Below are 21,440 nucleotides of genomic sequence, written 5' to 3' on the forward strand. Positions count from 1 at the left end.
CCGCCCCGCCGCCACGGGGGGGAGCGGCCGGGGCGGGAACGGTGGGCAACGCTCCTGACGGTGTCAGACGACGCCGAGGTCGTGCATCGCGTCCGCCACCCGCACGAACCCGGCGCAGTTCGCGCCCAGGACGTAGTCACCCGGACGCCCGTACTCCTCGGCGGCCTCGAAGCACCGGGCGTGGATGTCGCGCATGATCTCCGCGAGCTTGGCCTCGGAGCGCTCGAACGTCCAGGAGTCGCGTGAAGCGTTCTGCTGCATCTCCAGGGCCGACGTCGCGACCCCGCCGGCGTTGGCGGCCTTGCCCGGGCCGAAGGCGGCACCCGCGGACCGCAGGACCTCCACGGCCGCAGCCGTCGTCGGCATGTTCGCGCCCTCGGCGACCAGCACGCACCCGTTCCGGACCAGCTCGGCGGCTGCGGCCTCGTCGAGTTCGTTCTGGGTCGCGCACGGCAGCGCGACCTCGCACGGGACGTCCCACACCGAGCCGCCGCTGACGTGGCGCGCCGAGGGCGAACGTTCGGCGTAGACGCTGAGCCGGGCGCGTTCCACCTCCTTGACCTGCCGCAGGAGGTCCACGTCCAGGCCCGACTCGTCCACCACGTAGCCCTCGGAGTCCGAGCAGGCCACCACCTGCGCGCCGTACTGCTGCGCCTTGGCGACGGCGTGCAGCGCGACGTTGCCCGAACCGGAGACCACCACGCGCCGACCGTCCAGGGAGCTGCCGCGGGCGGCCAGGACCTCCTGGACGAAGAAGATCAGGCCGTAGCCGGTGGCCTCGGGACGCACCTGCGCTCCACCCCAGGCCAGGCCCTTGCCGGTGAGCACCCCGGACTCGTACCGGTTGGTGATCCGCTTGTACTGGCCGAACATGTAGCCGATCTCCCGGCCCCCGACGCCGATGTCCCCGGCCGGTACGTCGGTGTACTCACCGAGGTGGCGGTACAGCTCGGTCATGAACGACTGGCAGAACCGCATGACCTCCGCGTCGCTGCGCCCCTTGGGGTCGAAGTCGGCCCCGCCCTTGCCGCCGCCGATCGGCATGCCCGTCAGGGCGTTCTTGAAGATCTGCTCGAAGCCGAGGAACTTGACGATGCCGAGGTTCACCGACGGGTGGAAGCGCAGACCACCCTTGTACGGTCCCAGCGCCGAGTTGAACTCCACCCGGAACCCGCGGTTGATGTGCACCTCTCCACGGTCGTCCTGCCACGGGACGCGGAAGATGATCTGACGCTCGGGTTCGCAGATGCGCTCGATCATCTTCATGTCGAGGTAGTGGGGACGCTTGGCCAGCACGGGAGCGAGGGTGTGGAGGACCTCCCGGGTCGCCTGGTGGAACTCCGCCTCACCCGGGTTGCGACGGATCACCTCCTCGTAGATCCGATCGATGTCGGTCTGGACGTCGTGCGCCATGATCGGTGGAGCCTCCTCGGCCGGTCGGTCCCGTCCGCGGGGTGCGAGACGCTCACGTCGAGGCTATCCAGACGGGGGCGGCCGGGGCGCTCGAGGGCGTTTCGGGACCGCTGGGCGCCCGGCACCGTCGGCGACCGGACGTCGTCCGGCCGTCGTCCGGCCGTGGTCCGGCAGCGGTCCGGGAACCGTCCGGCGGTTCAGGGCCGCGGCAGGTGCGCGGCGTAGGCGGCGCGCAGTTCCCGCAGCCGCAGGTTCGTCGCGGTGCCCCAGGCGCTCCAGTCGACGTTCCCGCCGTCGAGGGCGACCTCGAGCTGGTCCAGGTGCAGGTGCCAGGCCGCGAGCGACATCGGGACCCAGGCGTCCTCGCCCTCCAGGTCGTTGGTCAGCCGCAGCCGGGTGCGGGCCCGCAGCGCGCCCACGTCGAGGGGTTCGAGCTCCCAGCGCAGCAGGCCGTGCTCGGAGTTCGTGTGCTCCAGCAGCCGCGGCGGGTCGAACCCGGTGATCTGCCCGGGCCACCACTCCAGCTCCCCGGGCGGGCCGGTCAGCCACTCCAGGTCGAACCGCCCGCCCGGCCTCAGGTCGGCGCGCAGGTCCGCCCACCACAGCCGGGTCAGGGTGGGGTCGGTCAGGGCCGTCCACACCGCCGCCACCGAGTGCGGGTACTCGCGGGCCAGCCGCAGCGTCGCCCGTTCACCACCGTGCAGGACCGCGTCGCCCAGGAGTTCCACGGCCCCATCCTCCCCCGTCAGGAGTGCTGGTCGCGCCGCGGGACCAGCGGCAGCGCCGCGAGCGGGGCGAGCGCGACCAGGCCGATCGTCCAGCCGAAACCCACCGCCGTCACGAGCGCCCCCACGCCCGGCCCGACGGCCGAGGCGGCGATGAACTGGCCGGTGTTCTGCAGGCCCAGGGCCCGGCCGGACCAGCGCGGCCCGGCGGCCTCGGCCACCGACGTGAACGCCAGCCCGTTGTCGGCCACCGACACCGTCGTCGCCAGGACCAGGACGACCCCGACGGCGGCGGCCCAGCCGGTGCTGCCGGTCAGGGCCAGCGCGACGAGCACGACGACCCCCGCGGCGGACACCCAGCGCAGCACCCGCACCCGGCTGCCCACCCGGTCGCTGAGCGCGCCGACCCCGATGCGCCCCAGCGCCCCCACGAACTGCGACAACCCCATCAGCAGCCCCGCCGCGGTGCCGCCCCAGCCGAGCCCGACCGTCAGCCAGACCAGCCCGAAGGTGGACAGCGTGAACTGCGGGACCACCAGCAGGACCGACACGGCGTGCACGCGCCACAGGAAACCGTCGCGGCGGTAGGGGTTCGGCGCCTCGGCGCCGGCCCCGGCCGCGGTGCGCGGCGGGTTGCGGATCCCCGCGGCGCAGGCGACGGCGAGCACGGCCAGCACGACCGCCGACAGCAGCAGCGGGCCGCCGGGCCCGTACCGCGCGGCCATCGGCGGGACGACGACGGCGGCGACGGCCACGCCGAGCGGCTGGGACATCTGCCGCAGGCCCATGGCCAGGCCGCGGCGCTCGCGGGGGAACCAGCCGACGACGACGCGGCCGCTGGCGGCGTTGGTGCTGGCCGAGGCCGCCCCGCCGAGGCCGAGCAGGACGCCGAGGGCGACCAGGCCGTGCGCGGGGGCGGCGGCCAGGGCGAACGCGGCGGTCAGCCCGAGGCCGCCGACGATGACCCACCGCTCCCCGAACCGGTCGGCGAGCGCGCCCCACGCCACGAGGGTCAGGACCATCCCGAGGGTGGGGGCGGCGGCGAGGGTCCCCGCGCGGGACAGCGACAGGCCGTCGCGGACGTGCAGGAGGGGGATGAGGTACACCGGCGTGCTGACCAGGAGCGTGCCGGCGGCCTGCGCGGCGATCCCGAGGGTGAGCATCCGCCACGCGGCCGGGGGGATCGCGACGGGCGCGGTGTACGGTGGCACACCAGAACGGTATACCAATGCGGTGTACCAGTGCTGAGCGAGGAGGACGCGTGTCCGACGGGCCCTACGAAACCCTGCGCGCCGCCATCCTCGGGTTCGACCTCGTACCCGGCGAGAAGCTCAGCGAACGCGGCCTGGAGGAGTTCCTCGGCGTCTCCCGCACCCCCGTCCGCGCGGCCCTGGCCCGCCTGGAGAACGAGGGCCTCACCGGCCGCGACGGCCGCGGCTGGCGGGTCACCCCCCTCGACCTCACCGAGGTCCGCGCCATCGCCGAGTACCGCCTGGCCGTCGAGACCGCCGCCGTCGCCCTCGCCGTCGAGCGCGCCACCGAGGCGGAACTGCTGGCCCTGCGGACCGCCACCGAGGAGGCCTCCGCCGCCGACGAGGGCACCGGCCTGCGCGACGGCGCCGACTTCCACGTCGCGCTGGCCCGCCTGTCCCGCAACCCCTTCCTCGCCGACGCCGTGAGCGGGGCGCTGGTCCGCCTCGCCCGCACCCGCTGGCTGGAGGTCCGCTCGGCGCGCTCGCGGGCCGCGGCGCGCGCCGAGCACCTCGGCATCCTCGACGCCGTGCTGGCCCGGGACGCCGCCGCCGCCGCGGGCCTGGTCACCGCCCACGGCCGGGGGGCGGCCGACCGGGTGCTGAGCCACCTGGAGCGCGAGCGCCGGCGGTTGCGCGGGCGGGGTCTGGCGATCGTGGAGACGCCGACCGACCCCCGGCCCGCGGGGTGAGGGCCCTCAGCCCGCCTGCATCGAACTGGGGATGCGGTCGCGGTCGTACGTGATCGTCGTGTAGCCGTGCGGCAGTGGCTGGCCGTCCGGGCCGAGGTTCACGAACACGATCTTCTCGATCGTCAGGATGCTCTGACGGGTGATCATGTTCCGGACCTCGGCCCGCATGGTCAGCGACGTGCGGCCGAACGCCGTGGCGCGCAGGCCCATCTCGATGAGGTCGCCCTGCTGGGCGGAGGAGACGAAGTTGATCTCCGAGACGTACTTGGTGACGACCTTGCCGTTGCCGAGCTGGAGGATCGCGTAGATCGCGGCCTCCTCGTCGATCCAGCGCAGCAGGCTGCCGCCGAACAGCGTCCCGTTCGCGTTGAGGTCCTCGGGCCTCACCCACTTGCGAGTCCTGAAGTTGATCGAGTCCTCGCCGGGCGCCGTCAGGGGTTCCATGTCAGGACAATCTAGGTCATCCGGGGCGGTCCGGGAAGGTCAGCCGAACAGCTCCGCCGCCGGCGCCGGCCGCGCGATGTGGAACCCCTGCAACGCGTCCACGCCCAGGTCGCGCAGCCCCGAGCCTGCTTCGTGTCCTGCCCGCCCGCGTCGGTCACCGTGGTGGGTGGGTCGTGTCCGCGTGCTCGAACGTGTTCGACCGGGACGCCATCACAGCGCACTCGGCGCTCTTCCAGAGGCCAGTCGTCTGTCGCGAACGTGTGCTCTGTGCATCTGTTGCTCACCCTCGCGAAGACTCGCCCGCGGCGTTCGGGGTCCTGGTGCGGTGATCACCAGAGTAGTCCAGGGTGCTCATGGCGATGGTGGGGCCCGGACAACAATTCCCCGCGGGGGTGGACACCGGCGGTCGGGGCGAGTAAGACAGCATGCGGGCCCGTTGGGGCGAGTGATCAGCGGATCCCGCGTACCGAGGTTTTCTCCGCGCTATTCGGCAGTCATTCGTCCGGATGCAGGAGTTCGTCGACCTCGCTGACCGAGTTCACCCTGGTTCGTGCTCACACACTTGGAGAAGCGATGGGTTGCTGTGACTCCGGGACCACCGCCGCTGGAGAACGGGTTGGTGAAATCCTCCGGGAAACTGGATTCGGCGACGTGGTGCGGACCATGCACGTCGCCGTCGAGGCGAATTTTGAAGCCATCCGGCGGCTGAATCGGCGAGATCGGGCCCGCGTGACCGGGTTCGGCCCCGATTTGCAAGGCATGCACATGGCCGGCGCCGAGCGTTATCGACGTATCGCGCGCGCCCAGTACGGGGTTGCTGTCGAAGCGATTCGCGAGCGTCGATCTCGGAGTGACTGGCTGGATTTCGTGCAGGCATCGCGCCAGGAGGCTGAAAGGCGAGGTCTTGAAGATCTCCTGGGTGACGTGGACGACCAAATCCGCGAAGTCCTCTTGGAGCAGGACTCCCTCAGTCCTGTTGATGCCGAAGAGGTCTTGAGCATTGTGCGCCGGGTCGTCGGAGCCCTTCGTGAGGGCTGGGTCGATGGGGTGCTGAACCTTCTCGAAGAACGTCTCAGTCGCGCGGTGACCGATGTCGACGATCCTGAGATGGGCAGGCAGCCGGCCTCACCAGTGATGACCGCGCAGGAGATCTGCATCACTGTGATGATCGCCGAGACGATGATTTCTTTCGCCGCATGCTGGTTCATCCCTTTCTGTTGGTGCTGCGCGGCGCTCTGGATCCTGGGCACGCTCGCCCCGAAGATGGCCACCTGCGTCCTGCTCTTCCCCAATGGTTGATCTCGGGGGATCCAAGCGTCGTGCACGAATGGATGATCCGTGTTCCCGGCCGCTCGGCCTCGCGCTGCACAGCCTGAAGAGCTCGGCGCGGCGCCCGTCGTCGGTCGCCTCGCCGCGGCTGACGGCGGCGCGATCGTCTCACGGGCTGCACCAGGGGAACACCTCCAGCGTCGATCAGTACGTGTCGCGCCGGCAGCACGAGTACGCAGTGCTGATGCGGTCGAGCACCTCGATGACGACGGTGACGACTTGGCGGACAGGGGACCTTGCAGCGGCTCGATGGACGCCCTTGCGCTGTTGTCCGAAGGAAGTCGTGGCGACGTTGCCGCAACAGCCCTGCACGACTGAACGTTCTCTGCGTGGTCCAGGGGTCAGCCGAACAGCTCCGCCGCCGGCGCCGGCCGCGCGATGTGGAACCCCTGCAACGCGTCCACGCCCAGGTCGCGCAGTTCCCGGGCCTGCTCGGCCGTCTCCACGCCCTCCGCGGTGACGCGCAGCCCGAGCCCCGCGCCGAGGTTCACCAGGAGTTCCACCACCGCGCGGTCGCCGTCGCGGTCGAGCATCCCGGCGACGAACGAGCGGTCGATCTTCAGGCCCTGCACCGGGAACGCCGACAGGTGCCGCAGGCTCGACGCCCCGGCCCCCATGTCGTCCACCACCAGCGCGACGCCCTCCCCGGCGAGCCGCTGCAACTGCGGCGCCGCCGACCGCACGGCCGCCAGCGACGCCGTCTCGGGCAGTTCCAGCCGCAGCTCCCCGGGGTCGGTGCCGGTGTCCCGCAACAGGCCCAGCACACCCTCGGCGAACGTCGGCGAGGCCAGGCCGGTCGGGGAGACGTTCACGTTGACCAGGCCGGGCGCACCCGGCACGCCCCGCCAGCGGGCGTGCTGCTCCAGGGCCCGGCGCAGGACGTAGCGGTCCAGCTCCACCGACAGCCCCTCCTCGCGGGCCGCGCGCAGCACCCGGTCGGCGCCCAGCAGCCCGGCGCGCGGGTGCTGCCAGCGCACCAGGGCCTCGGCGCTGAGGACGCGGCCCGTCCGGGCGTCCACGATCGGCTGGTGGTGCAGGACGACCTCCCCGCGGCGCAGCGCCCGCGCGAACCCGCCGGCCTGCTCGGGCACCAGCCCGAGGGCGTGGACGCCGCTGACGCGGTCGCCCCCGGCCTGCTTGGCCGCGTACATCGCCGTGTCGGCCTCGCGCACGAGGGCGTCCACGCGCACCGCGCCGTCGACCGGGCCCGACAGCGCGGCCCCCACGCTGGCGCTGCTGCGGGCCGCGTCGTCCAGGTCGGGGTCGGGCGCGCGGACGGCCTCCAGGTGGCGGGTCGCGATGTCCTCCAGCGCCCGGCGCGCGCCGCCGGGGGTCGTCTCGGTGAGCCGGCACGCGACGGCGAACTCGTCGCCGCCGAGGCGGGCGACGACGTCCCCCGGGCGCGAGGCGGCCCGCAACCGCTCGGCGACCGAGCGGATCAGCGCGTCCCCCAGGGCGTGCCCGAGGGAGTCGTTGACGGCCTTGAGGCGGTCGAGGTCGACGTACACGACGCCGATCCGGGCGTCGCCGGCCCCGCGCGCGGCGGTGACGAGGTGCTCGAGGTGGCTGAAGAACGCCGCCCGGTTCGCCAGGCCCGTCAGCGGGTCGCGGCTGGCGTGCCAGGCCATCCGGGAGGCCGCGGCCTCCAGCACCGCCGTCACCGGCAACCGCCGCCACGCGTCGCCGCGGCGCAGCACGAGGTCGTCGTAGCGGCGTTCCTCGGGGCGGTCGAAGATCGTCGCGAGGGCGTCGCCCAGCGTCGCCGACGGCGGCAGCACCGGCTCGTCGAACACCGTCACCGCCGTGACCGACCGGCGGTGCAGCAGCGCGCGCCCGAACCCGAACGGGCCGCTCATGGCCCGCTCGAAGCGGGTCCGCTGCACCGAGCCGGTCCGGCCGTCGCGGGGGTCGCGGACCACGACGCTGGAGTGCGCCTCACCGCCTCCGCCGCGCAGCCGAGCGTCGAGCTGCCCGCAGGTCATGGTCGGGGGGACCACCCACGCGGGGGAGGACAGGTCCCACAACGAGACCGCGGACTGCGCGGGCAGGGAGCTGAGCCGCACGGCATCGGTGATCGTCACGTCCGCCCGTTCGGCACCGGGACCCGCCGACCCGAGCGCGGTCGGCGGCTGTTCACCTGGGGACACGTTGAACCACCTGATCGGCCGACGGGGCGCGCCGGCCCGGGGTCAGCCCAGCCAGGCGCGCAGCGACGGACGCGACGCTACCCGCCACGCGGCGTCGAAGCCGTCGCGGGTGACGACGCCGCGGGCCTCCTCCTGGGCGTGCAGGCGGCCGTAGGTGAACACCGCCACCCCGGCCTGCGGGGTCGCCAGCTCCCGCAGCAGGTCGCGGGTCACGACGGAGTCCTGGTGGTCGCCGAGGACCTCCTGCACGCCCTCGACGGCCTTGGCGTACTCCTTGGCCCGCTTCCCGAAGGCGGGGGTGAGCGCCTCGGCGGCGTACCGGACCTCCTTGGCCTTCTTGCGGACGTCGTGGAACGCCTCGTCCTCACCGGTGCCGACGGCGGTCCGCACCCGCTTGCGCAGGCCGCGGTGCGCCTTGCCGAGCAGCGGCGGCAGCACGTCGACGGCCCGCCCGCGCGCCGCGCGCGTCCAGGGCGCCCCGGCCGCCAGCTCGTCCAGCGCGGCCAGCAGCGCCTGGTAGCGCGGCCCGTCGAGCTCGGCCAGGACGCGGTCGTGCGCGGCCCGGTACCGGGCGTCCATCGTGCTGCTCAGCACCTCCCGCACCTCCCCGACCCGGGCGGCCCCGGGCTCGTCGTCGACGGCCGCCAGCAGCCGGTCGCGCATCACCTCGGCGTCGCGGGCCTCACCCAGCACCCCCGCCAGCCACGTCAGCTCCGCCCGCAGCGGCTCGGTCACGCCGGTGTCCAGCAGCGCCCGCCACGTCTTGAGCGCGCTGCGCAGCCGCCGGGTCGCCACCCGCATCTGGTGGACGGCGTCCTCGGCGTCCAGCCGCACCAGCGGGTCCTGCCGGACGATCGTGTGCACCTGCTCGGCCAGGTGCGCCTGCAGGACCCGGCGGGCCGAGGACTTGCGGTGCAGCCGTTCGGCGGTCTCGGCGCGGCCCAGGGCGCGGGACAGCTTCGAGGTGTGCCCGGCGCGCCGGACGCCGCCGTCGCGCAGCCGGGCGTCGATGGAGTCCAGCAGGTCCCGGTCGCCGCCGACGAGCTCGACCTCCAGCTCGCGCCACGCCGACGGCTCGCCCTCGCCGTTCAGCCGGACGGCGCGCACGCGGTCGTCGACGACCTCGGCCAGCACGGACCCGTCGTCCGCGCGGACCCGGCGCACGCTGCGCTCGGTGCGCAGCTCGGCGACCGGGGTGAGGGTGGCCCCGCGGGTCTGGGCCCGCAGGAGGTCGCGCAGCTTCGCCGGGACGGTGCCCGGGCGGCCCAGCGGCAGCCGGATCTCGCGGCGGGCGCCCTTGGCGCCGGGTAGCTTCGCGTGCCAGCCCGCGTCCTCACCGCCGGTCCGGCGGCGCAGCGTGGTCTGCGCGGCCCCCAGGCGGGAGTCGGCGGTGTCGAAGTACGTCGCGACGAGGTGCTGCACCTCCTCCGGCTCGGCGGGCAGCAGGCCGTCGAGGTCGGGGAGGGTGAAGTCGTCGTCGACCTCGTACTTCAGCTCGACCTCCTCGTGCTGCGTGCCGTGCCCACCGTTCCCACTGCCGTGCTGCGTGCTCATCCACCCGTCCTACCCGACCCCTCACCCGTTCGCCTGTTCAGGAGGTGTTCACCGCACGGCCATCCCGGGGACCTTCACAGACGGGGCGCCGGGGGTTCCCTGTCCACCGTGCAGCTGAACCCCGACCTGGGCATGTCCGTCCGAGACGACGAGGACGACCCCGAGCTCCTCTTCGCCGACGGGCGCGTGGCCGACACCTGGCGCGAGGACTACCCCTACGAGGAGCGGCTCAGCCGCGCGGACTACGAGCGCGAGAAGCGGCTCCTGCAGATCGAGCTGCTCAAGCTCCAGCGCTGGCTCAAGGACTCCGGCGAGCGGCTGGTCGTCCTGTGCGAGGGCCGCGACGCCGCCGGCAAGGGCGGCACCATCAAGCGATTCATGGAGCACCTCAACCCGCGCGGGGCCCGCGTCGTCGCGCTGGAGAAGCCCAGCGAGCGCGAGTCCACCCAGTGGTTCTTCCAGCGGTACGTGCAGCACCTGCCCGCGGCCGGGGAGTTCGTCCTGTTCGACCGGTCCTGGTACAACCGCGCCGGCGTCGAGCGGGTCATGGGTTTCGCGACCCCCGCCGAGTACGACCGGTTCATGAGCCAGGTCCCGCTGTTCGAGCGCATGCTCACCGACGACGGGATCCACCTGGTGAAGTTCTGGTTCTCGGTGACCCGCGCCGAGCAGCGCACCCGGTTCCTCATCCGGCAGATCGACCCCGTCCGGCAGTGGAAGCTGTCGCCGATGGACCTCGCCAGCCTCGACCGGTGGGACGACTACACCGCGGCCAAGGAGGCGATGTTCGAGCGGACCGACACCGGCTTCGCGCCCTGGACGGTCGTGAAGACCAACGACAAGAAGCGCGCCCGGCTGGCCGCCATGCGCCACGTCCTGGACCGCTTCGACTACACCGGCAAGGACGCCGGGGTCGTCGGGCAGCCCGACCCGCTGCTCGTCGTGCACGCCCGCACCATCCTCGAGGCCGACCGCCGGCCGGAGACCGCCGCCGGCTGACCCCTCACCCCCGCCCCCGGCGGTCGAGGACACGGGAGTCCTCGATCGCCGAGGGGTGAGTGAGGGTGGGGCGGTGGTGACGGTGCGGGGCCTCCCTGTCGCGCAGCGTGCGCTCAGGAGTCCGGGTTCCCGATCGTTGGTGAACGGCACATGAACATTGCTCCGGGAGGGGTCTTCCGGCCGTCCCGAGCCCCGTGACGGTGCGAGCCTTGTACTCCGTGGAGACTGCAACCGTCATCCTCGTGCTCGTCGTGGTGGTCGCCCTCTCGTTCGACTTCACCAACGGCTTCCACGACACCGCGAACGCGATGGCCACGTCCATCGCCACCGGAGCGCTCAAGCCCAAGACGGCCGTGGCGCTCTCCGGCATCCTCAACCTCGTCGGCGCCTTCCTCTCCGTGGAGGTCGCCCTCACCGTCACCAACGCCGTCGTCAAGATCCAGACCAAGGACGGCTCACCCAGACCCGAACTCCTCGACGGCGGCGGGTCGGCCCTGCTGCTCATCGTCCTGGCCGGGCTCGTCGGGGCCATCGCCTGGAACCTGCTGACCTGGCTCGTCGGCCTGCCCTCCAGCTCCTCGCACGCCCTGTTCGGCGGGCTCATCGGCGCCACCGTCGCCGGCCTCGGCTGGGCCGGGGTGAACTGGAACGGCGACGGCAGCAAGATCGACGGCGTCGTGGGGAAGGTCGTCGTCCCCGCGCTCGCCTCGCCCGTCCTGGCCTGCCTCGTCGCGACCGTCGGCACCTGGCTCGTCCACAAGGTCGTCTCCGGGGTCGCGCAGCGCTTCACCGACCAGGGCTTCCGCTGGGGCCAGATCGGCTCGGCCTCCCTCGTCTCCCTGGCCCACGGCACCAACGACGCGCAGAAGACGATGGGGGTCATCACCCTCGGCCTCATCGCCTCCGGGCACTGGACCGACACCGGGTCCGTCCCGTTCTGGGTCAAGGCCGCCTGCGCGGTCGCGATCGCCTCCGGCACCTACCTCGGCGGCTGGCGCATCATCCGCACCCTCGGCAAGGGACTCATCGAGATCACCCCGCCGCAGGGCATGGCCGCCGAGACGTCCTCCGGCGCCGTCATCCTCATCTCCAGCCACATGGGTTTCGCCCTCTCCACCACCCACGTCACCACCGGGTCGGTCCTGGGCGCCGGGCTGGGCAAACCCGGCGCCACCGTGCGCTGGCGGGTCGCCGGCCGCATGGTCGTCGCCTGGGTCACGACCATCCCGGCCGCCGGGCTCGTCGGGGCCCTCACGTGGTGGATCGGGCACAGCCTCGGCGGCGGCGTCCTCGGCGCCCTCGTCATCAGCCTCGCGCTGCTGGTGTTCACGCTGTTCGTCCTGCGCCACTCCCGCAAGAACCCCGTGCACGCCGGCAACGTCAACGACGAGTGGGACGCGACCGAGGGTGCCCAGCGCACCCCGGCCGCGGTCTGAGGGGGACACCGTGACCCAGAACCTGGTCCTCGTGGGCGAAGCCCTCTGGAAGATCCTGCTCGTCGCCCTCGTCCTCGGCGCCGGACTGCCCGTGCTGTTCTCCGCCGGGGTCCGCGCCCTGGCGTTCGGCGCCGGCGGCGACGCCGAGGACAGCCACGCCCCCGGCCACCCGGCCGGGAAGGTCCTGGCCGTGGTCTGCTTCGCGGTCGTCGTCGCGGCCGTCGCGCTGGGCATCACGTTCATCGTCGCCAGCGGCTTCGGCAAGGCGCTGAGCTTCGAGCACGTCTACCCCACCCTCGTGGACAAGTGACGGGAGCCCCCATGCCCTCCACCACCCTGGCCGGCCGCATCGTCGACTGGTTGCGCGCCGGGTACCCCGGCGGGGTGCCCCGGCAGGACTACGTCGCGCTGCTGGGCCTGCTGCGGCGCAAGCTGACCGACACCGAGGTCCACGAGATCGCGGCCGAGATCGCCGGCCTGGCCCGTCAGGGCGAGGTCATCACCGTCGCCGACGTCGAACGGCTCGTCGAGCAGGCGACGCTGGACGAACCGTCCGAGGCCGACATCGCCCGCGTCTCCTCCCACCTCGCCGCGGGGGGCTGGCCGCTGGCCGACCGCCCGCTCTGACCCCACCACCCGCACCGCCGGGGGCCGCGGTCCGCACCCGGACCGCGGCCCCCGGCCGTCGTGGGAGGGTGTCGCGGTGACGGCCCCGCACCGCGACCCCCGGCTGGTGCTGCTCGTCGCCGCCGGCGGTGCCGCGGGCACGCTCGTGCGCCGCCTCGTCGCGCAGGCCGTCCCCGCCCTCGACGGGTTCCCCGCCGCCACCCTCGCCGTGAACGTCACCGGCTCCTTCGTCCTGGGCCTGCTGCTGGAGGCGCTCGTGCGCCGCGGCCCGCAGACCCCCGCCACCGTGCGGTGGCGGCTCGGGCTCGGGACCGGGTTCTGCGGCGGCCTGACCACCTGGTCCAGCTTCGCCGTCGAGCTCGACCGGCTCGTCAGCACCGGCGCCCCCGCCACCGCCCTGGCCTACGCCGCGGCCTCCCTGGCCGCCGGGCTGCTCGCCGCCGCGGCCGGGATCGCGCTCGCCGCCCGCACCGCCCGCCGGCCGCGGTGACCGCGCTCATCGCGCTCGCCGGGGGGCTGGGAGCCGCCGCGCGGTTCTGGCTCGACGGCACCGTCCGCAGCCGCTGGCCCTCCCGGTTCCCCTGGGGCACCCTGCTCGTCAACGTCCTCGGCTCGCTGCTGCTGGGGTTCTGCACCGGCCTCGTCCTCGACGGCGCCGACGAGCGCTGGCTCCTGGTCCTCGGGGTGGGTTTCTGCGGAGGGTTCACCACGTTCAGCACGGCCGCGGTCGACACGGTGCAGCTGGCGCGCGAGCGCGAGTGGCGGCTCGCGGCGGGGAACGCGCTGGTGAACCTCGCGGCCACCGTGCTCGTCGCCGCGCTCGGGCTGGGCCTGGGGGTGCTCGGGTAGGCTGGGCCGCGGTGTGCCGGGAAGTCTGGTCGGCGGTCCCGTCAGGGATCCCGAACCCCGCCGACCCCGGAAGCAGGCCCCGTGCCCTCCACCCCCCAGCGTCCCCTCTTCTCCCGCGGCTCCTGGCCCGAGGCCCGCCGCATCGCCGACGTGCTGCGGCAGGAGACGACCGGCGGACTGCTGCTGCTGGTCTTCACCGTCATCGCCCTCGTGTGGGCGAACCTGCCCGGCGGCAGCTACGAGGACGTGCGGCAGTTCCACCTCGGACCGGCCTCGCTGCACCTGGACCTCTCCCTCGAGCACTGGGCCGCCGACGGCCTGCTCGCGATCTTCTTCTTCGTCACCGGCCTGGAGTTGAAGAAGGAGTTCGTCGCCGGGGACCTGCGCAGCCCCCGCGCGGCGGCGCTGCCCATCGCCGCGGCCGTCGGCGGGATGGCCGTCCCGGCGCTGCTGTTCGTGCTCGTCAACGTCCTGCACCCCGGCGCCCCCGAGGGCGCCCTCGTCGGCTGGGCCACCCCCACCGCCACCGACATCGCCTTCGCCCTGGGCATCCTCGCCGTCGTCGGGTCCCACCTGCCGTCCGCGCTGCGGACGTTCCTGCTGACCCTCGCCGTCGTCGACGACCTGCTCGGCATCACCGTCATCGCGGTCTTCTACACCGACCAGGTCCACTGGACGCCGCTGCTGCTGGCCCTGCTGACCCTCGTCGCGTTCACCGTCGCCGTCCAGCGCCGCATCCGCTCGTGGTGGCTGCTGATGCCGCTGGCGCTCGCGACGTGGGCCCTCGTGCACGCCTCCGGCATCCACGCCACCGTCGCCGGCGTGCTGCTCGGCCTCGTCGTCCCGGTGCTGCGCAGCCGGAGGAACGGCGGGCCCGAGGCCGGCCCGGGGCTCTCGGAGCACTTCGAGCACCGCTGGCGCCCGCTCTCGACGGGTTTCGCGGTCCCCGTCTTCGCGCTGTTCTCCGCCGGCGTCGCGATCGGCGGCGTGTCCGGCTTCACCTCCGCGATGCAGGACTCCGTCGCGCTCGGCGTCGTCGCCGGTCTCGTCCTCGGCAAGCCGATCGGCATCGTCGGCACCACCTGGCTCGTGGCGAAGCTCACGAGGGCCGAGCTCGACGAGAACCTGCGCTGGATCGACGTGCTGGGCATGTCGATGCTCGCGGGGATGGGGTTCACGGTGTCGCTGCTCATCGGCTCCCTCGCCTTCGGCGAGGGCACCGAGGCGGGCGAGCACGTCACCCTGGGCGTCCTGGTCGGGTCGTTCCTCTCGGCGGTCCTGGCCGCGATCGTGCTCGCGCGCCGCAACCGCGTCTACCGCCGGATCGAGGAGGAGGAAGGCGTCGACGCCGACGGCAACGGCATCCCCGACGTCTACGAGCGCTGACGCCTCAGGACTGCGGGGGCGTGTCCCCGGGGCGGCGTTCCACGAGGTAGCTGTGCCCGCCGCGGGTGACGCGCTCCCACTGCGCGTACCCCGCGCGGGCCTCCTCGTCGGTGCGGGGCCCGCGCTGGGGGCCCTCCTCGTGGGAGACCTGCGCCGGGCCGGTGAAGCTGAACGCGGCGTCGAGGAACAGGTCGAAGAACTTGTTCCTCGACCTCGGCCGACGCAGGTTGCGGGGGGTGCCGACCGGGTCCGGCGACGATTGTTCGTGCATGAATGGTTAGTGTACGCGCGGTCCCCGCACCCCTCAACGCGATCCACGTCACCCCACGGCGATCAAGGACTCCCGCTCCGCGATCAAGGACTCCCGCCCTGCGATCAAGGACAGGAGGGCTCGCGGGGCGACGGCTGTCCTTGATCGCCGGGGGCGTGTCCTTGATCGCCGTGGGCGTGTCCTCGATCGCCGGGGAGTTTTGCCGAGTCGGCAAGGGAGGTCGACGGTGGGGGAGCCCGTCCGCAGGATCGGGGCATGGCCCGTTTCGACCCCTCCGCCCGCGACGCCCGTGAACTCTGGGAAGGGGTGTACGCCGCCTCCGGCGGCCACGTCTGGAGCGGGCGCCCCAACGCCGCGCTCGTCGACGCCGTCGCCGACCTCACCCCCGGCACCGCCCTCGACCTCGGCTGCGGGGAGGGCGGGGACGCCCTGCACCTGGCCGCCCGGGGCTGGCGCGTCACCGGCGTCGACGTGTCCGACACCGCCGTCGACCGCGCCCGCGCGCACGCCGCCGACGCCGGCCTGGCCGAGCGGACCGCGTTCGAGCGGCACGACCTCGGCGTCTCCCTCCCCGAGGGGCGCTTCGACCTCGTGACGGCGTCCTTCCTGCACTCCTACGCCTTCCTCGACCGGGTCGCCGTCCTGCGCCGCGCCGCCGACGCCGTCGCCCCCGGCGGCTCCCTCCTGGTCGTCGGCCACGTCACCCGCCCCGAGCAGCTCGGCCCCCTGGTGTCCGAGGACTTCCCCGACGCCGTCGTCGACCTGCCCACCCCCGAGGAGCTGCGGGCCGCGCTGGACCTGCCGGCCGACGAGTGGACCGTCGCCCGCAGCGCCCTGGTCGAACGCACCACCACCTTCGACGACGGCTCCACCGGCGTCTGGCGCGACGGCGTCCTGCGGCTGGACCGCCGCCCCGCGCACCGCCCCTGACCTGGGACGATGCGTGATCGTTCAGCCAGTCGTGGTATTCCTGGCCCCATGCCGTCCCCTCGTCTGGCCCTCACCCGCACGTACCTCGCGCCCACCAGCGGGTCCGCGCCCGGCGGCGCGGACCTGCCCGGCGTCGCCGACGTCGGCGCCCCCGTCGAGGTGACCAGCGAGGAGACGCACTACGACACCAGCGACCTCGCGCTCGCGGCCGCCGGGGTGTCCGTGCGGCGGCAGACCGCCGAGCGCACCAGCCCCGCCCCGCGCGGCTGGGTCCTGGAACTGCCCGGCCGCGGCCCCCGCACCCACGAGGTCCGGCACGCCCTCGGCCGCGCCGTCCGCACCGCACCCGCCGCGCTGCAGCGCCTCACCTGGGCCGCGGCCCGCGGCCGCTCCCTCGGCCCCGTGCTCGCCCTCAGCACCACCGCCGCCCAGCGCGACCTCCTCGACGCCGACGGCTCCGTCGTCGCGCGGCTGACCACCCGCCGGGTCCAGGCCCGCGCCCTGGTCCCTGAGGACTCCTCCGCGCAGACGTGGGTCGAGTGGCAGGCCGAGGTCGTCGACGGCCGCCGCGACCTGCTCGACGCGGTCACCGACACCTGGGAGGCCCTCGGCGCCGAGGAGTCCGACCGCACCGCGCAGCTGCGCACCGTCCTCGACGGCCCCGACGACGAGGACGGCCTGGACGCCGTGTCCGTCGACGACAGCGCCGGGGCGGTCGTCCTGGGCCGGCTCGCGCAGGACGTCGGCTGGCTGCTGTCGCAGGACCCGCTGGCCCGCATCGACGCCCCCGACGCCGTCCGCTCCCTGCGGGTCGCGGCCCGCCGCCTGCACAACGTGCTGACGACGTTCGCACCGCTGTTCACCGAGGGGGCCACCGAGCCGCTGCGCGCCGAGCTGACCTGGATCGCCGACGTCACGCGCCCCTCCCGCGACCTCGACGTGCTGACCGACAAGCTGCTGGAGGACCTCGACGAGGAAGCCGCCGGGCACACCGCCGGCAGCGGCACCGGCGACCCCGCCGTCGTCGCCGAGACGGTCCGCGCGACCCTCGCCGAGCGCGCCGCCACCGCCCACGCCGCGGTGCTGGAGGCGCTGGACTCCCAGCGCTACCGCGACCTCGTCGCCGCCCTGGAGGCGTTCGTCGCCGACCCGCCCACCGTCAAGGCCGCCCGCCGCGAGGCGCGCAAGGCGCTGCTGCCGCTCGTCGCCGAGGCCCACCGCGCCGCCCGCGACGCCTACCGCGACGTCGACCTCGACGTCGACGGCGAGATCGACGCCGAGATCGGGCACGACGTCGAGAAGGCCACCGCCGAGGACGCCGCGGCCCTGGCCCGGCTGCGGACCGCCGTCGCCGTCGCGCGCGACGCCGCCGCCGTCGTCGCCCCCCGGGTCGGCGAGGACGCCGAGGAGTACGTCGACGTCCTCAAGGAACTGCTCGACCTGCTCGACGAGCACGCCGACACCGTCGTGACCCGCGAGTTCCTCGCCGGTCTCGTCGAGGGGGCCGGGTCCGGCGCGTTCGTGCTCGGCCGCCTGCACGCCCTCGAGGAGGTCCGTTCCGCCGTCGCGTTCCACGACGTCGAGACCGCCTGGGACGCCGCGAACCGCAAGAAGCTGCGCCGTTTCCTGAAGTGAGCGGTCGGTAGGGTCGCGGGGTGAGCGAGTTCGCCGACCCCGTGCCCCTGACCGGTGGGCGAGTGGCGCTGGAGCCGCTCGCCCACCGGCACGCCGACGAGCTGCGCGCCGTCGTCGCCGAGGGCGGCCTGCACCGCACCTGGTACACGAGGATCCCCGCGCCCGACGCCGTCGAGGCCGAGATCGAGCGCCGCCTGGGGTTGCAGCGGCAGGGCGTCATGGCCCCCTGGGCGGTCCGCCGCCTCGACACCGGTGCCCTGTGCGGGGCCACGACGTACATGAACATCCGCGCCGGCGTCCCCAAGCTGGAGATCGGCTCCACGTTCCACGCCCCCAGCGCCCAGCGCACCGGCATCAACGCCGAGGGCAAGCTCCTGCTCCTGACCCGCGCGTTCGAGGTCCTCGGCTGCGTGGCCGTGGAGTTCCGCACCCACTGGCACAACCACCAGTCCCGCGCCGCCATCGCCCGCCTCGGCGCGCGGCAGGACGGCGTGCTGCGCAACGACGACGTCATGCCCGACGGGTCGCTGCGCGACACCGTCGTGTTCTCCCTCACCGCCGCCGAGTGGCCCGCGGCCCGCAACGACCTGCGGCACCGGCTCACCCGGTGACCGCCGCGCTCGCCCTGCGCGGGCTCGTCAAGCGCTTCGGGCCCAAGGTCGCCGTCGACCACCTCGACCTCGACGTGCCCGCCGGGTCGTTCTACGGCGTCGTCGGCCCCAACGGCGCCGGGAAGACCACCACGCTGTCCATGGCCACCGGGTTGCTGCGCCCCGACGCCGGGCGCGCGTGGGTCGCCGGCGCCGACGTGTGGGCCGACCCCGTCGGCGCCAAACGCCTCCTCGGCGTCCTGCCCGACGGCGTGCGGTTGTTCGACCGCCTCTCGGGCCGCGAGCTCGTCCGCTACTCCGGGTTGCTGCGCGGCATGCCGCGCGACGTCGTGGAGGCGCGCGCCGCCGAGCTCCTCGACGCCCTCGGCCTGGCCGACGCCGCGAGCACCCTCGTCGTCGACTACTCCGCCGGCATGACGAAGAAGGTCGCGCTGGCCTGCGCCCTCGTCCACGCCCCCCGCGTCCTCGTCCTCGACGAGCCCTTCGAGGCCGTCGACCCCGTCAGCGGCGCCACCATCCGCGCCATCCTGGAGGGGTACGTGCGCGGCGGCGGGACCGTCGTCCTGTCCAGCCACGTCATGGACCTCGTCGAACGGCTGTGCAGCCACGTCGCCGTCATCGCCGGCGGCCGCGTCCTGGCCGCCGGGGAGCTCGCCGCCGTCCGCGGCGCCGGGACCCTGGAGGACCGTTTCGTCGACCTCGTCGGCGGGACCCGCGACGTCTCGGGGACCCTGGACTGGCTGCGGTGAACGACCCCTCGCTGGCCACCTTCGTCCGGCTGCGCGCGACGCTGCTGCGCAACGGGTTCCGCCGCAGCCCCTGGCAGGTCGTCGCGTTCGTCCTCGGTGCCGTCTGGGCCGCGGGCCTGGTCGCGGTCCTCGGCGGGGGACTGGTGGCGCTGCGGTTCTCCGCGCCCGACGTCGCCCGGCCCGTCGTCGTCGGCGCGGGGGCCCTCGTCGTCCTCGGGTGGGCGCTGCTGCCGCTCGTCGCGTTCGGCGTCGACGAGACCCTCGACCCGGCCCGGTTCGCGACCTTCGGCGTCCACCGCCGGCGCCTCGTCCCCGGCCTGCTGCTGGCCGGGCTGCTCGGCCTGCCCGGCACCGCGACCGCCCTGCTCGGCGCCGCCGCCGTCGTCACGTTCTCCCGGAGCGCGCCCGCGACGCTGTTCGCCGTCCCCGCCCTCGCCGTCGCCGTCCTCACCGCCGTCGCCGCCTCGCGCGCCACCACCACCGCCGCGGCCGCCCTGCTGCGCCGCCGCCGCACCCGCGACGCCCTCGTCGTGGTGGGGACCCTGCTGCTGGTGTCCACCGGCCCGCTGCTCAACGTCGCGGCCGCCCGCGCCGGGCAGGGCCTGGCCGACCTCGCCCGCACCGCCGCCACCGTCGCCGGGTGGACCCCGCCGGGGTTCGCGTTCGCCGCCGCGGCCGACGCCGCCGACGGGCAGTGGGCCCGCGCCGCGCTGCGGCTGGCCCTGGCCGTCGCCGTCCTGGCCCTCGTGCTCGCCGCCTGGTCCGCCGCCCTCGGCCCGGCCGGGACCGGGCCGTCCGCGCACGCCGTCGCCTCCGCCCGCGCCGACGAGCGCCACCACCCGCTGCTGGACCGGTCGCCGTCCACCCCCGCCGTGGCCGTCGCCGTCCGCTGCACCCGCTACTGGCGCCGCGACCCCCGGTACCTGATGAGCGCCGCCTCCCTGCTCGTCGTCCCGCTGCTGCTCGTCGTGCTGCCGCTGGCGCAGGGCGGGGGCGTGGGTGCGTGGCCGCTGGTCGCCGGGCCCGCCCTCGCGTTCGTCACGGGCTGGTCCCTGCACAACGACGTCGCCTACGACCACTCCGCGTTCGCGCTGCACCTGGCCACCGGGCTGCGCGGGCGCGACGACCGCGCCGGGCGCGTCCTGGCCGCCGCTCTCTGGCAGGTCCCCGTCCTGCTCGCCGCCGCCGTGGGCGGCACCCTCCTCGCCGGGCGCCCCGACCTGCTGCCCGCCGTCCTCGGCGCCAGCCTGGCCCTGTTCGGCGCCGCGGTGGGCGTGTCGTCCGTCGCGAGCGCCCTCGTGCCCTACCCGGCGCCCGCGCCCGGCGCGAACCCGTTCCAGACGCCCCGGGGCGCCTCCGCGGCCACCGTCGCCGTCCAGTTCGGCACCTCCGCGGTCACCACCGCCCTGTCCGCGCCGACGCTCGTGCCCGCCGTCGTCGCCGTCCTGGGGCCCGCGTGGGCCGGCTGGATCGCCCTGGGGCTCGGCGCGGCCAGCGCCGTGGCGTTCCCGTGGCTGGGCGTCGTGCAGGGCGGGGCCGTCCTGGACCGGAGGGGACCGGAGGTCCTGGCCCGGGTCGGCTCGTCGTGAGCTGGGCGGCGGTGTCCTCGCTGTGGCCGGTCGCCGTCGCCGTCGTGGCGCTCGCGGCGCTCGCCGCGGGGGTCGGCGCCCTCGGCGGTCTGCGGCACGGCCGCGACGTCGTCACGGCCGTCGCCCGCGCCGTCGTCCAGATCGGGGCCGTGGGGCTGGTCCTGGGGGTCGTGCTGCGCACCCCCGCGCTGGCGCCGCTGTACCTGACCGCGGCCCTGGCCGTGGCGTCCTGGACGTCGGCGCGGCGGCTGCGGGTGCCGGGGGCCGCCTCGGTGTGGCCGTTGACGGCGCTGGCGATCGGGGCGGGGGCGGCCTCGGCGGCGGTGGTGGTCGTGGCGGTGGGGGCGCTGGAGCTGCGGGTCCTGCAGGTGGTGCCGTTCACCGCGCAGCTCATCGGGGGGTGCATGAGCGCGACGACGCTGGCCGGGCGGCGGATGCTCGACGACGTCGAGAGCGGCTGGGCCGAGGTCGAGGGGTGGCTGGCGATCGGGGCGCGCCCGGCGCAGGCCGTGGCGCCGCTGGGCCGGACGGCGGCGTCGCGGGCGCTGGCGCCGGCGCTGGACCAGACCCGGACGGTGGGGCTGGTGACGTTGCCGGGGGCGTTCGTGGGGTTGCTGCTGGGCGGTGCGACGCCGTGGGAGGCGGCGCGGGTGCAGCTGCTCGTGCTGGCCGGGCTGCTGGCCGCGGAGACGGTCGCGGCGGTGGTGGTGACGGGCGGTCTAGGGCGGCGGCTGCGGACGAAGCCCGTGCGCGGGAGTTCGTGAAACCGTTCACGAACGACGGAGGACCCCCGCCCGCGGGCGG

At 74.6% G+C, this 21,440-nt stretch carries 22 protein-coding genes; 15 read left to right on the forward strand and 7 right to left on the reverse strand.

The features are described 5' to 3' along the window. Nucleotides 1-63: 63 nt before the first annotated feature. The 3 genes from gdhA to ACRYRX_RS04755 form a co-directional block, all read right to left on the reverse strand. Nucleotides 64-1,413: an NADP-specific glutamate dehydrogenase gene (gdhA, locus tag ACRYRX_RS04745; RefSeq protein WP_432510674.1), complete on the reverse strand. Its 1,350-nt coding sequence runs from the start codon at nt 1,411-1,413 to the stop codon at nt 64-66. 197 nt (nt 1,414-1,610) lie between these two features. Beyond that, on the reverse strand, nt 1,611-2,141 hold the full coding sequence (locus ACRYRX_RS04750) for an SRPBCC family protein (RefSeq protein WP_432510675.1): 531 nt from the start codon (nt 2,139-2,141) through the stop codon (nt 1,611-1,613). Between the two features lie 17 nt (nt 2,142-2,158). Next, nucleotides 2,159-3,301 carry an MFS transporter gene (locus ACRYRX_RS04755; protein WP_432510869.1) on the reverse strand — a complete coding sequence of 381 codons (1,143 nt, stop codon included), beginning with the start codon at nt 3,299-3,301 and terminating at the stop codon, nt 2,159-2,161. A 98-nt stretch (nt 3,302-3,399) separates the two neighbouring features. On the opposite strand from ACRYRX_RS04755, the gene ACRYRX_RS04760 reads away from it, so the two are divergent. Next, nucleotides 3,400-4,080, forward strand: coding sequence for a GntR family transcriptional regulator (locus ACRYRX_RS04760; protein WP_432510676.1), 681 nt, complete (start codon nt 3,400-3,402; stop codon nt 4,078-4,080). 6 nt (nt 4,081-4,086) lie between these two features. On the opposite strand, the gene ACRYRX_RS04765 is transcribed toward ACRYRX_RS04760, so the two are convergent. Next, entirely contained in the window at nt 4,087-4,524 is a 438-nt protein-coding gene (locus ACRYRX_RS04765; RefSeq protein WP_432510677.1) for an acyl-CoA thioesterase, read from the reverse strand. A gap of 663 nt (nt 4,525-5,187) precedes the next feature. On the opposite strand from ACRYRX_RS04765, the gene ACRYRX_RS04770 reads away from it, so the two are divergent. Next, nucleotides 5,188-5,823 carry a hypothetical protein gene (locus ACRYRX_RS04770; RefSeq protein WP_432510678.1) on the forward strand — a complete coding sequence of 212 codons (636 nt, stop codon included), beginning with the start codon at nt 5,188-5,190 and terminating at the stop codon, nt 5,821-5,823. 371 nt (nt 5,824-6,194) lie between these two features. Here ACRYRX_RS04770 and ACRYRX_RS04775 read toward each other — a convergent pair whose 3' ends face one another. Further along, nucleotides 6,195-7,934 (reverse strand): putative bifunctional diguanylate cyclase/phosphodiesterase, encoded by a 1,740-nt coding sequence (locus ACRYRX_RS04775; protein ID WP_432510679.1) that lies wholly within the window; start codon nt 7,932-7,934, stop codon nt 6,195-6,197. 108 nt (nt 7,935-8,042) lie between these two features. Beyond that, complete coding sequence (locus tag ACRYRX_RS04780) at nt 8,043-9,554, reverse strand: CYTH and CHAD domain-containing protein (protein WP_432510680.1); 1,512 nt, start codon at nt 9,552-9,554, stop codon at nt 8,043-8,045. Between the two features lie 132 nt (nt 9,555-9,686). Here ACRYRX_RS04780 and ppk2 point away from each other — a divergent pair, with 132 nt between their 5' ends. The 7 genes from ppk2 to nhaA all read left to right on the forward strand — a co-directional run bounded on the left by ppk2 (nt 9,687) and on the right by nhaA (nt 14,851). Next, entirely contained in the window at nt 9,687-10,553 is an 867-nt protein-coding gene (gene ppk2 / locus ACRYRX_RS04785) for a polyphosphate kinase 2 (RefSeq protein WP_432510870.1), read from the forward strand. 218 nt (nt 10,554-10,771) lie between these two features. Continuing rightward, complete coding sequence (locus tag ACRYRX_RS04790) at nt 10,772-11,989, forward strand: inorganic phosphate transporter (protein ID WP_432510681.1); 1,218 nt, start codon at nt 10,772-10,774, stop codon at nt 11,987-11,989. A gap of 10 nt (nt 11,990-11,999) precedes the next feature. Beyond that, complete coding sequence (locus ACRYRX_RS04795) at nt 12,000-12,299, forward strand: hypothetical protein (protein ID WP_432510682.1); 300 nt, start codon at nt 12,000-12,002, stop codon at nt 12,297-12,299. Between the two features lie 11 nt (nt 12,300-12,310). After that, entirely contained in the window at nt 12,311-12,616 is a 306-nt protein-coding gene (locus ACRYRX_RS04800; RefSeq protein ID WP_432510683.1) for a DUF3349 domain-containing protein, read from the forward strand. 76 nt (nt 12,617-12,692) lie between these two features. Then, nucleotides 12,693-13,106 (forward strand): fluoride efflux transporter FluC, encoded by a 414-nt coding sequence (locus tag ACRYRX_RS04805; protein WP_432510684.1) that lies wholly within the window; start codon nt 12,693-12,695, stop codon nt 13,104-13,106. Continuing rightward, complete coding sequence (gene crcB, locus ACRYRX_RS04810) at nt 13,103-13,465, forward strand: fluoride efflux transporter CrcB (protein ID WP_432510685.1); 363 nt, start codon at nt 13,103-13,105, stop codon at nt 13,463-13,465. Before ACRYRX_RS04805 ends, crcB begins: the two co-directional genes overlap by 4 nt. An 81-nt stretch (nt 13,466-13,546) precedes the next feature. Further along, entirely contained in the window at nt 13,547-14,851 is a 1,305-nt protein-coding gene (nhaA, locus tag ACRYRX_RS04815) for a Na+/H+ antiporter NhaA (RefSeq protein WP_432510686.1), read from the forward strand. A gap of 4 nt (nt 14,852-14,855) precedes the next feature. Here the strand turns inward: nhaA and ACRYRX_RS04820 are convergent, their stop codons facing one another. Continuing rightward, nucleotides 14,856-15,122, reverse strand: coding sequence for a hypothetical protein (locus ACRYRX_RS04820; RefSeq protein WP_432510687.1), 267 nt, complete (start codon nt 15,120-15,122; stop codon nt 14,856-14,858). Between the two features lie 255 nt (nt 15,123-15,377). Here ACRYRX_RS04820 and ACRYRX_RS04825 point away from each other — a divergent pair, with 255 nt between their 5' ends. The 6 genes from ACRYRX_RS04825 to ACRYRX_RS04850 are packed head-to-tail and all read left to right on the forward strand — an operon-like array spanning nt 15,378 to nt 21,400. Continuing rightward, the gene (locus ACRYRX_RS04825) at nt 15,378-16,052 is read left to right on the forward strand and encodes a class I SAM-dependent methyltransferase (protein WP_432510688.1); all 675 of its coding nucleotides are present in this window, start codon (nt 15,378-15,380) and stop codon (nt 16,050-16,052) included. Between the two features lie 48 nt (nt 16,053-16,100). Further along, nucleotides 16,101-17,687, forward strand: a complete 1,587-nt coding sequence (locus ACRYRX_RS04830; RefSeq protein WP_432510689.1) for a CYTH and CHAD domain-containing protein — start codon at nt 16,101-16,103, stop codon at nt 17,685-17,687. A gap of 20 nt (nt 17,688-17,707) precedes the next feature. Continuing rightward, nucleotides 17,708-18,298 carry a GNAT family N-acetyltransferase gene (locus ACRYRX_RS04835; protein WP_432510690.1) on the forward strand — a complete coding sequence of 197 codons (591 nt, stop codon included), beginning with the start codon at nt 17,708-17,710 and terminating at the stop codon, nt 18,296-18,298. After that, on the forward strand, nt 18,253-19,047 hold the full coding sequence (locus ACRYRX_RS04840) for an ABC transporter ATP-binding protein (protein WP_432510691.1): 795 nt from the start codon (nt 18,253-18,255) through the stop codon (nt 19,045-19,047). Before ACRYRX_RS04835 ends, ACRYRX_RS04840 begins: the two co-directional genes overlap by 46 nt. Beyond that, complete coding sequence (locus ACRYRX_RS04845) at nt 19,044-20,636, forward strand: hypothetical protein (protein WP_432510692.1); 1,593 nt, start codon at nt 19,044-19,046, stop codon at nt 20,634-20,636. The genes ACRYRX_RS04840 and ACRYRX_RS04845 overlap by 4 nt, the downstream gene beginning before the upstream one ends. Beyond that, nucleotides 20,633-21,400 carry an ABC transporter permease gene (locus tag ACRYRX_RS04850; RefSeq protein ID WP_432510693.1) on the forward strand — a complete coding sequence of 256 codons (768 nt, stop codon included), beginning with the start codon at nt 20,633-20,635 and terminating at the stop codon, nt 21,398-21,400. Before ACRYRX_RS04845 ends, ACRYRX_RS04850 begins: the two co-directional genes overlap by 4 nt. Nucleotides 21,401-21,440 lie beyond the last annotated feature (40 nt).

The sequence above is a fragment of the Kineococcus lubricus genome (assembly GCF_050871965.1).
Taxonomy (GTDB): domain Bacteria; phylum Actinomycetota; class Actinomycetes; order Actinomycetales; family Kineococcaceae; genus Kineococcus.

Excerpts from the sequence above, each read along its gene's own strand:
- ppk2 (WP_432510870.1), top strand. The coding sequence starts at position 9,687 with ATGTCCGTCCGAGACGACGAGGACGACCCCGAGCTCCTCTTCGCCGAC.
- ACRYRX_RS04825 (WP_432510688.1), top strand. The coding sequence starts at position 15,378 with ATGGCCCGTTTCGACCCCTCCGCCCGCGACGCCCGTGAACTCTGGGAA.
- ACRYRX_RS04770 (WP_432510678.1), top strand. The coding sequence starts at position 5,188 with ATGCACGTCGCCGTCGAGGCGAATTTTGAAGCCATCCGGCGGCTGAAT.
- ACRYRX_RS04780 (WP_432510680.1), bottom strand. The coding sequence starts at position 9,554 with ATGAGCACGCAGCACGGCAGTGGGAACGGTGGGCACGGCACGCAGCAC.
- ACRYRX_RS04755 (WP_432510869.1), bottom strand. The coding sequence starts at position 3,301 with ATGCTCACCCTCGGGATCGCCGCGCAGGCCGCCGGCACGCTCCTGGTC.
- gdhA (WP_432510674.1), bottom strand. The coding sequence starts at position 1,413 with ATGGCGCACGACGTCCAGACCGACATCGATCGGATCTACGAGGAGGTG.
- ACRYRX_RS04830 (WP_432510689.1), top strand. The coding sequence starts at position 16,101 with ATGCCGTCCCCTCGTCTGGCCCTCACCCGCACGTACCTCGCGCCCACC.
- ACRYRX_RS04765 (WP_432510677.1), bottom strand. The coding sequence starts at position 4,524 with ATGGAACCCCTGACGGCGCCCGGCGAGGACTCGATCAACTTCAGGACT.
- ACRYRX_RS04800 (WP_432510683.1), top strand. The coding sequence starts at position 12,311 with ATGCCCTCCACCACCCTGGCCGGCCGCATCGTCGACTGGTTGCGCGCC.
- ACRYRX_RS04820 (WP_432510687.1), bottom strand. The coding sequence starts at position 15,122 with ATGCACGAACAATCGTCGCCGGACCCGGTCGGCACCCCCCGCAACCTG.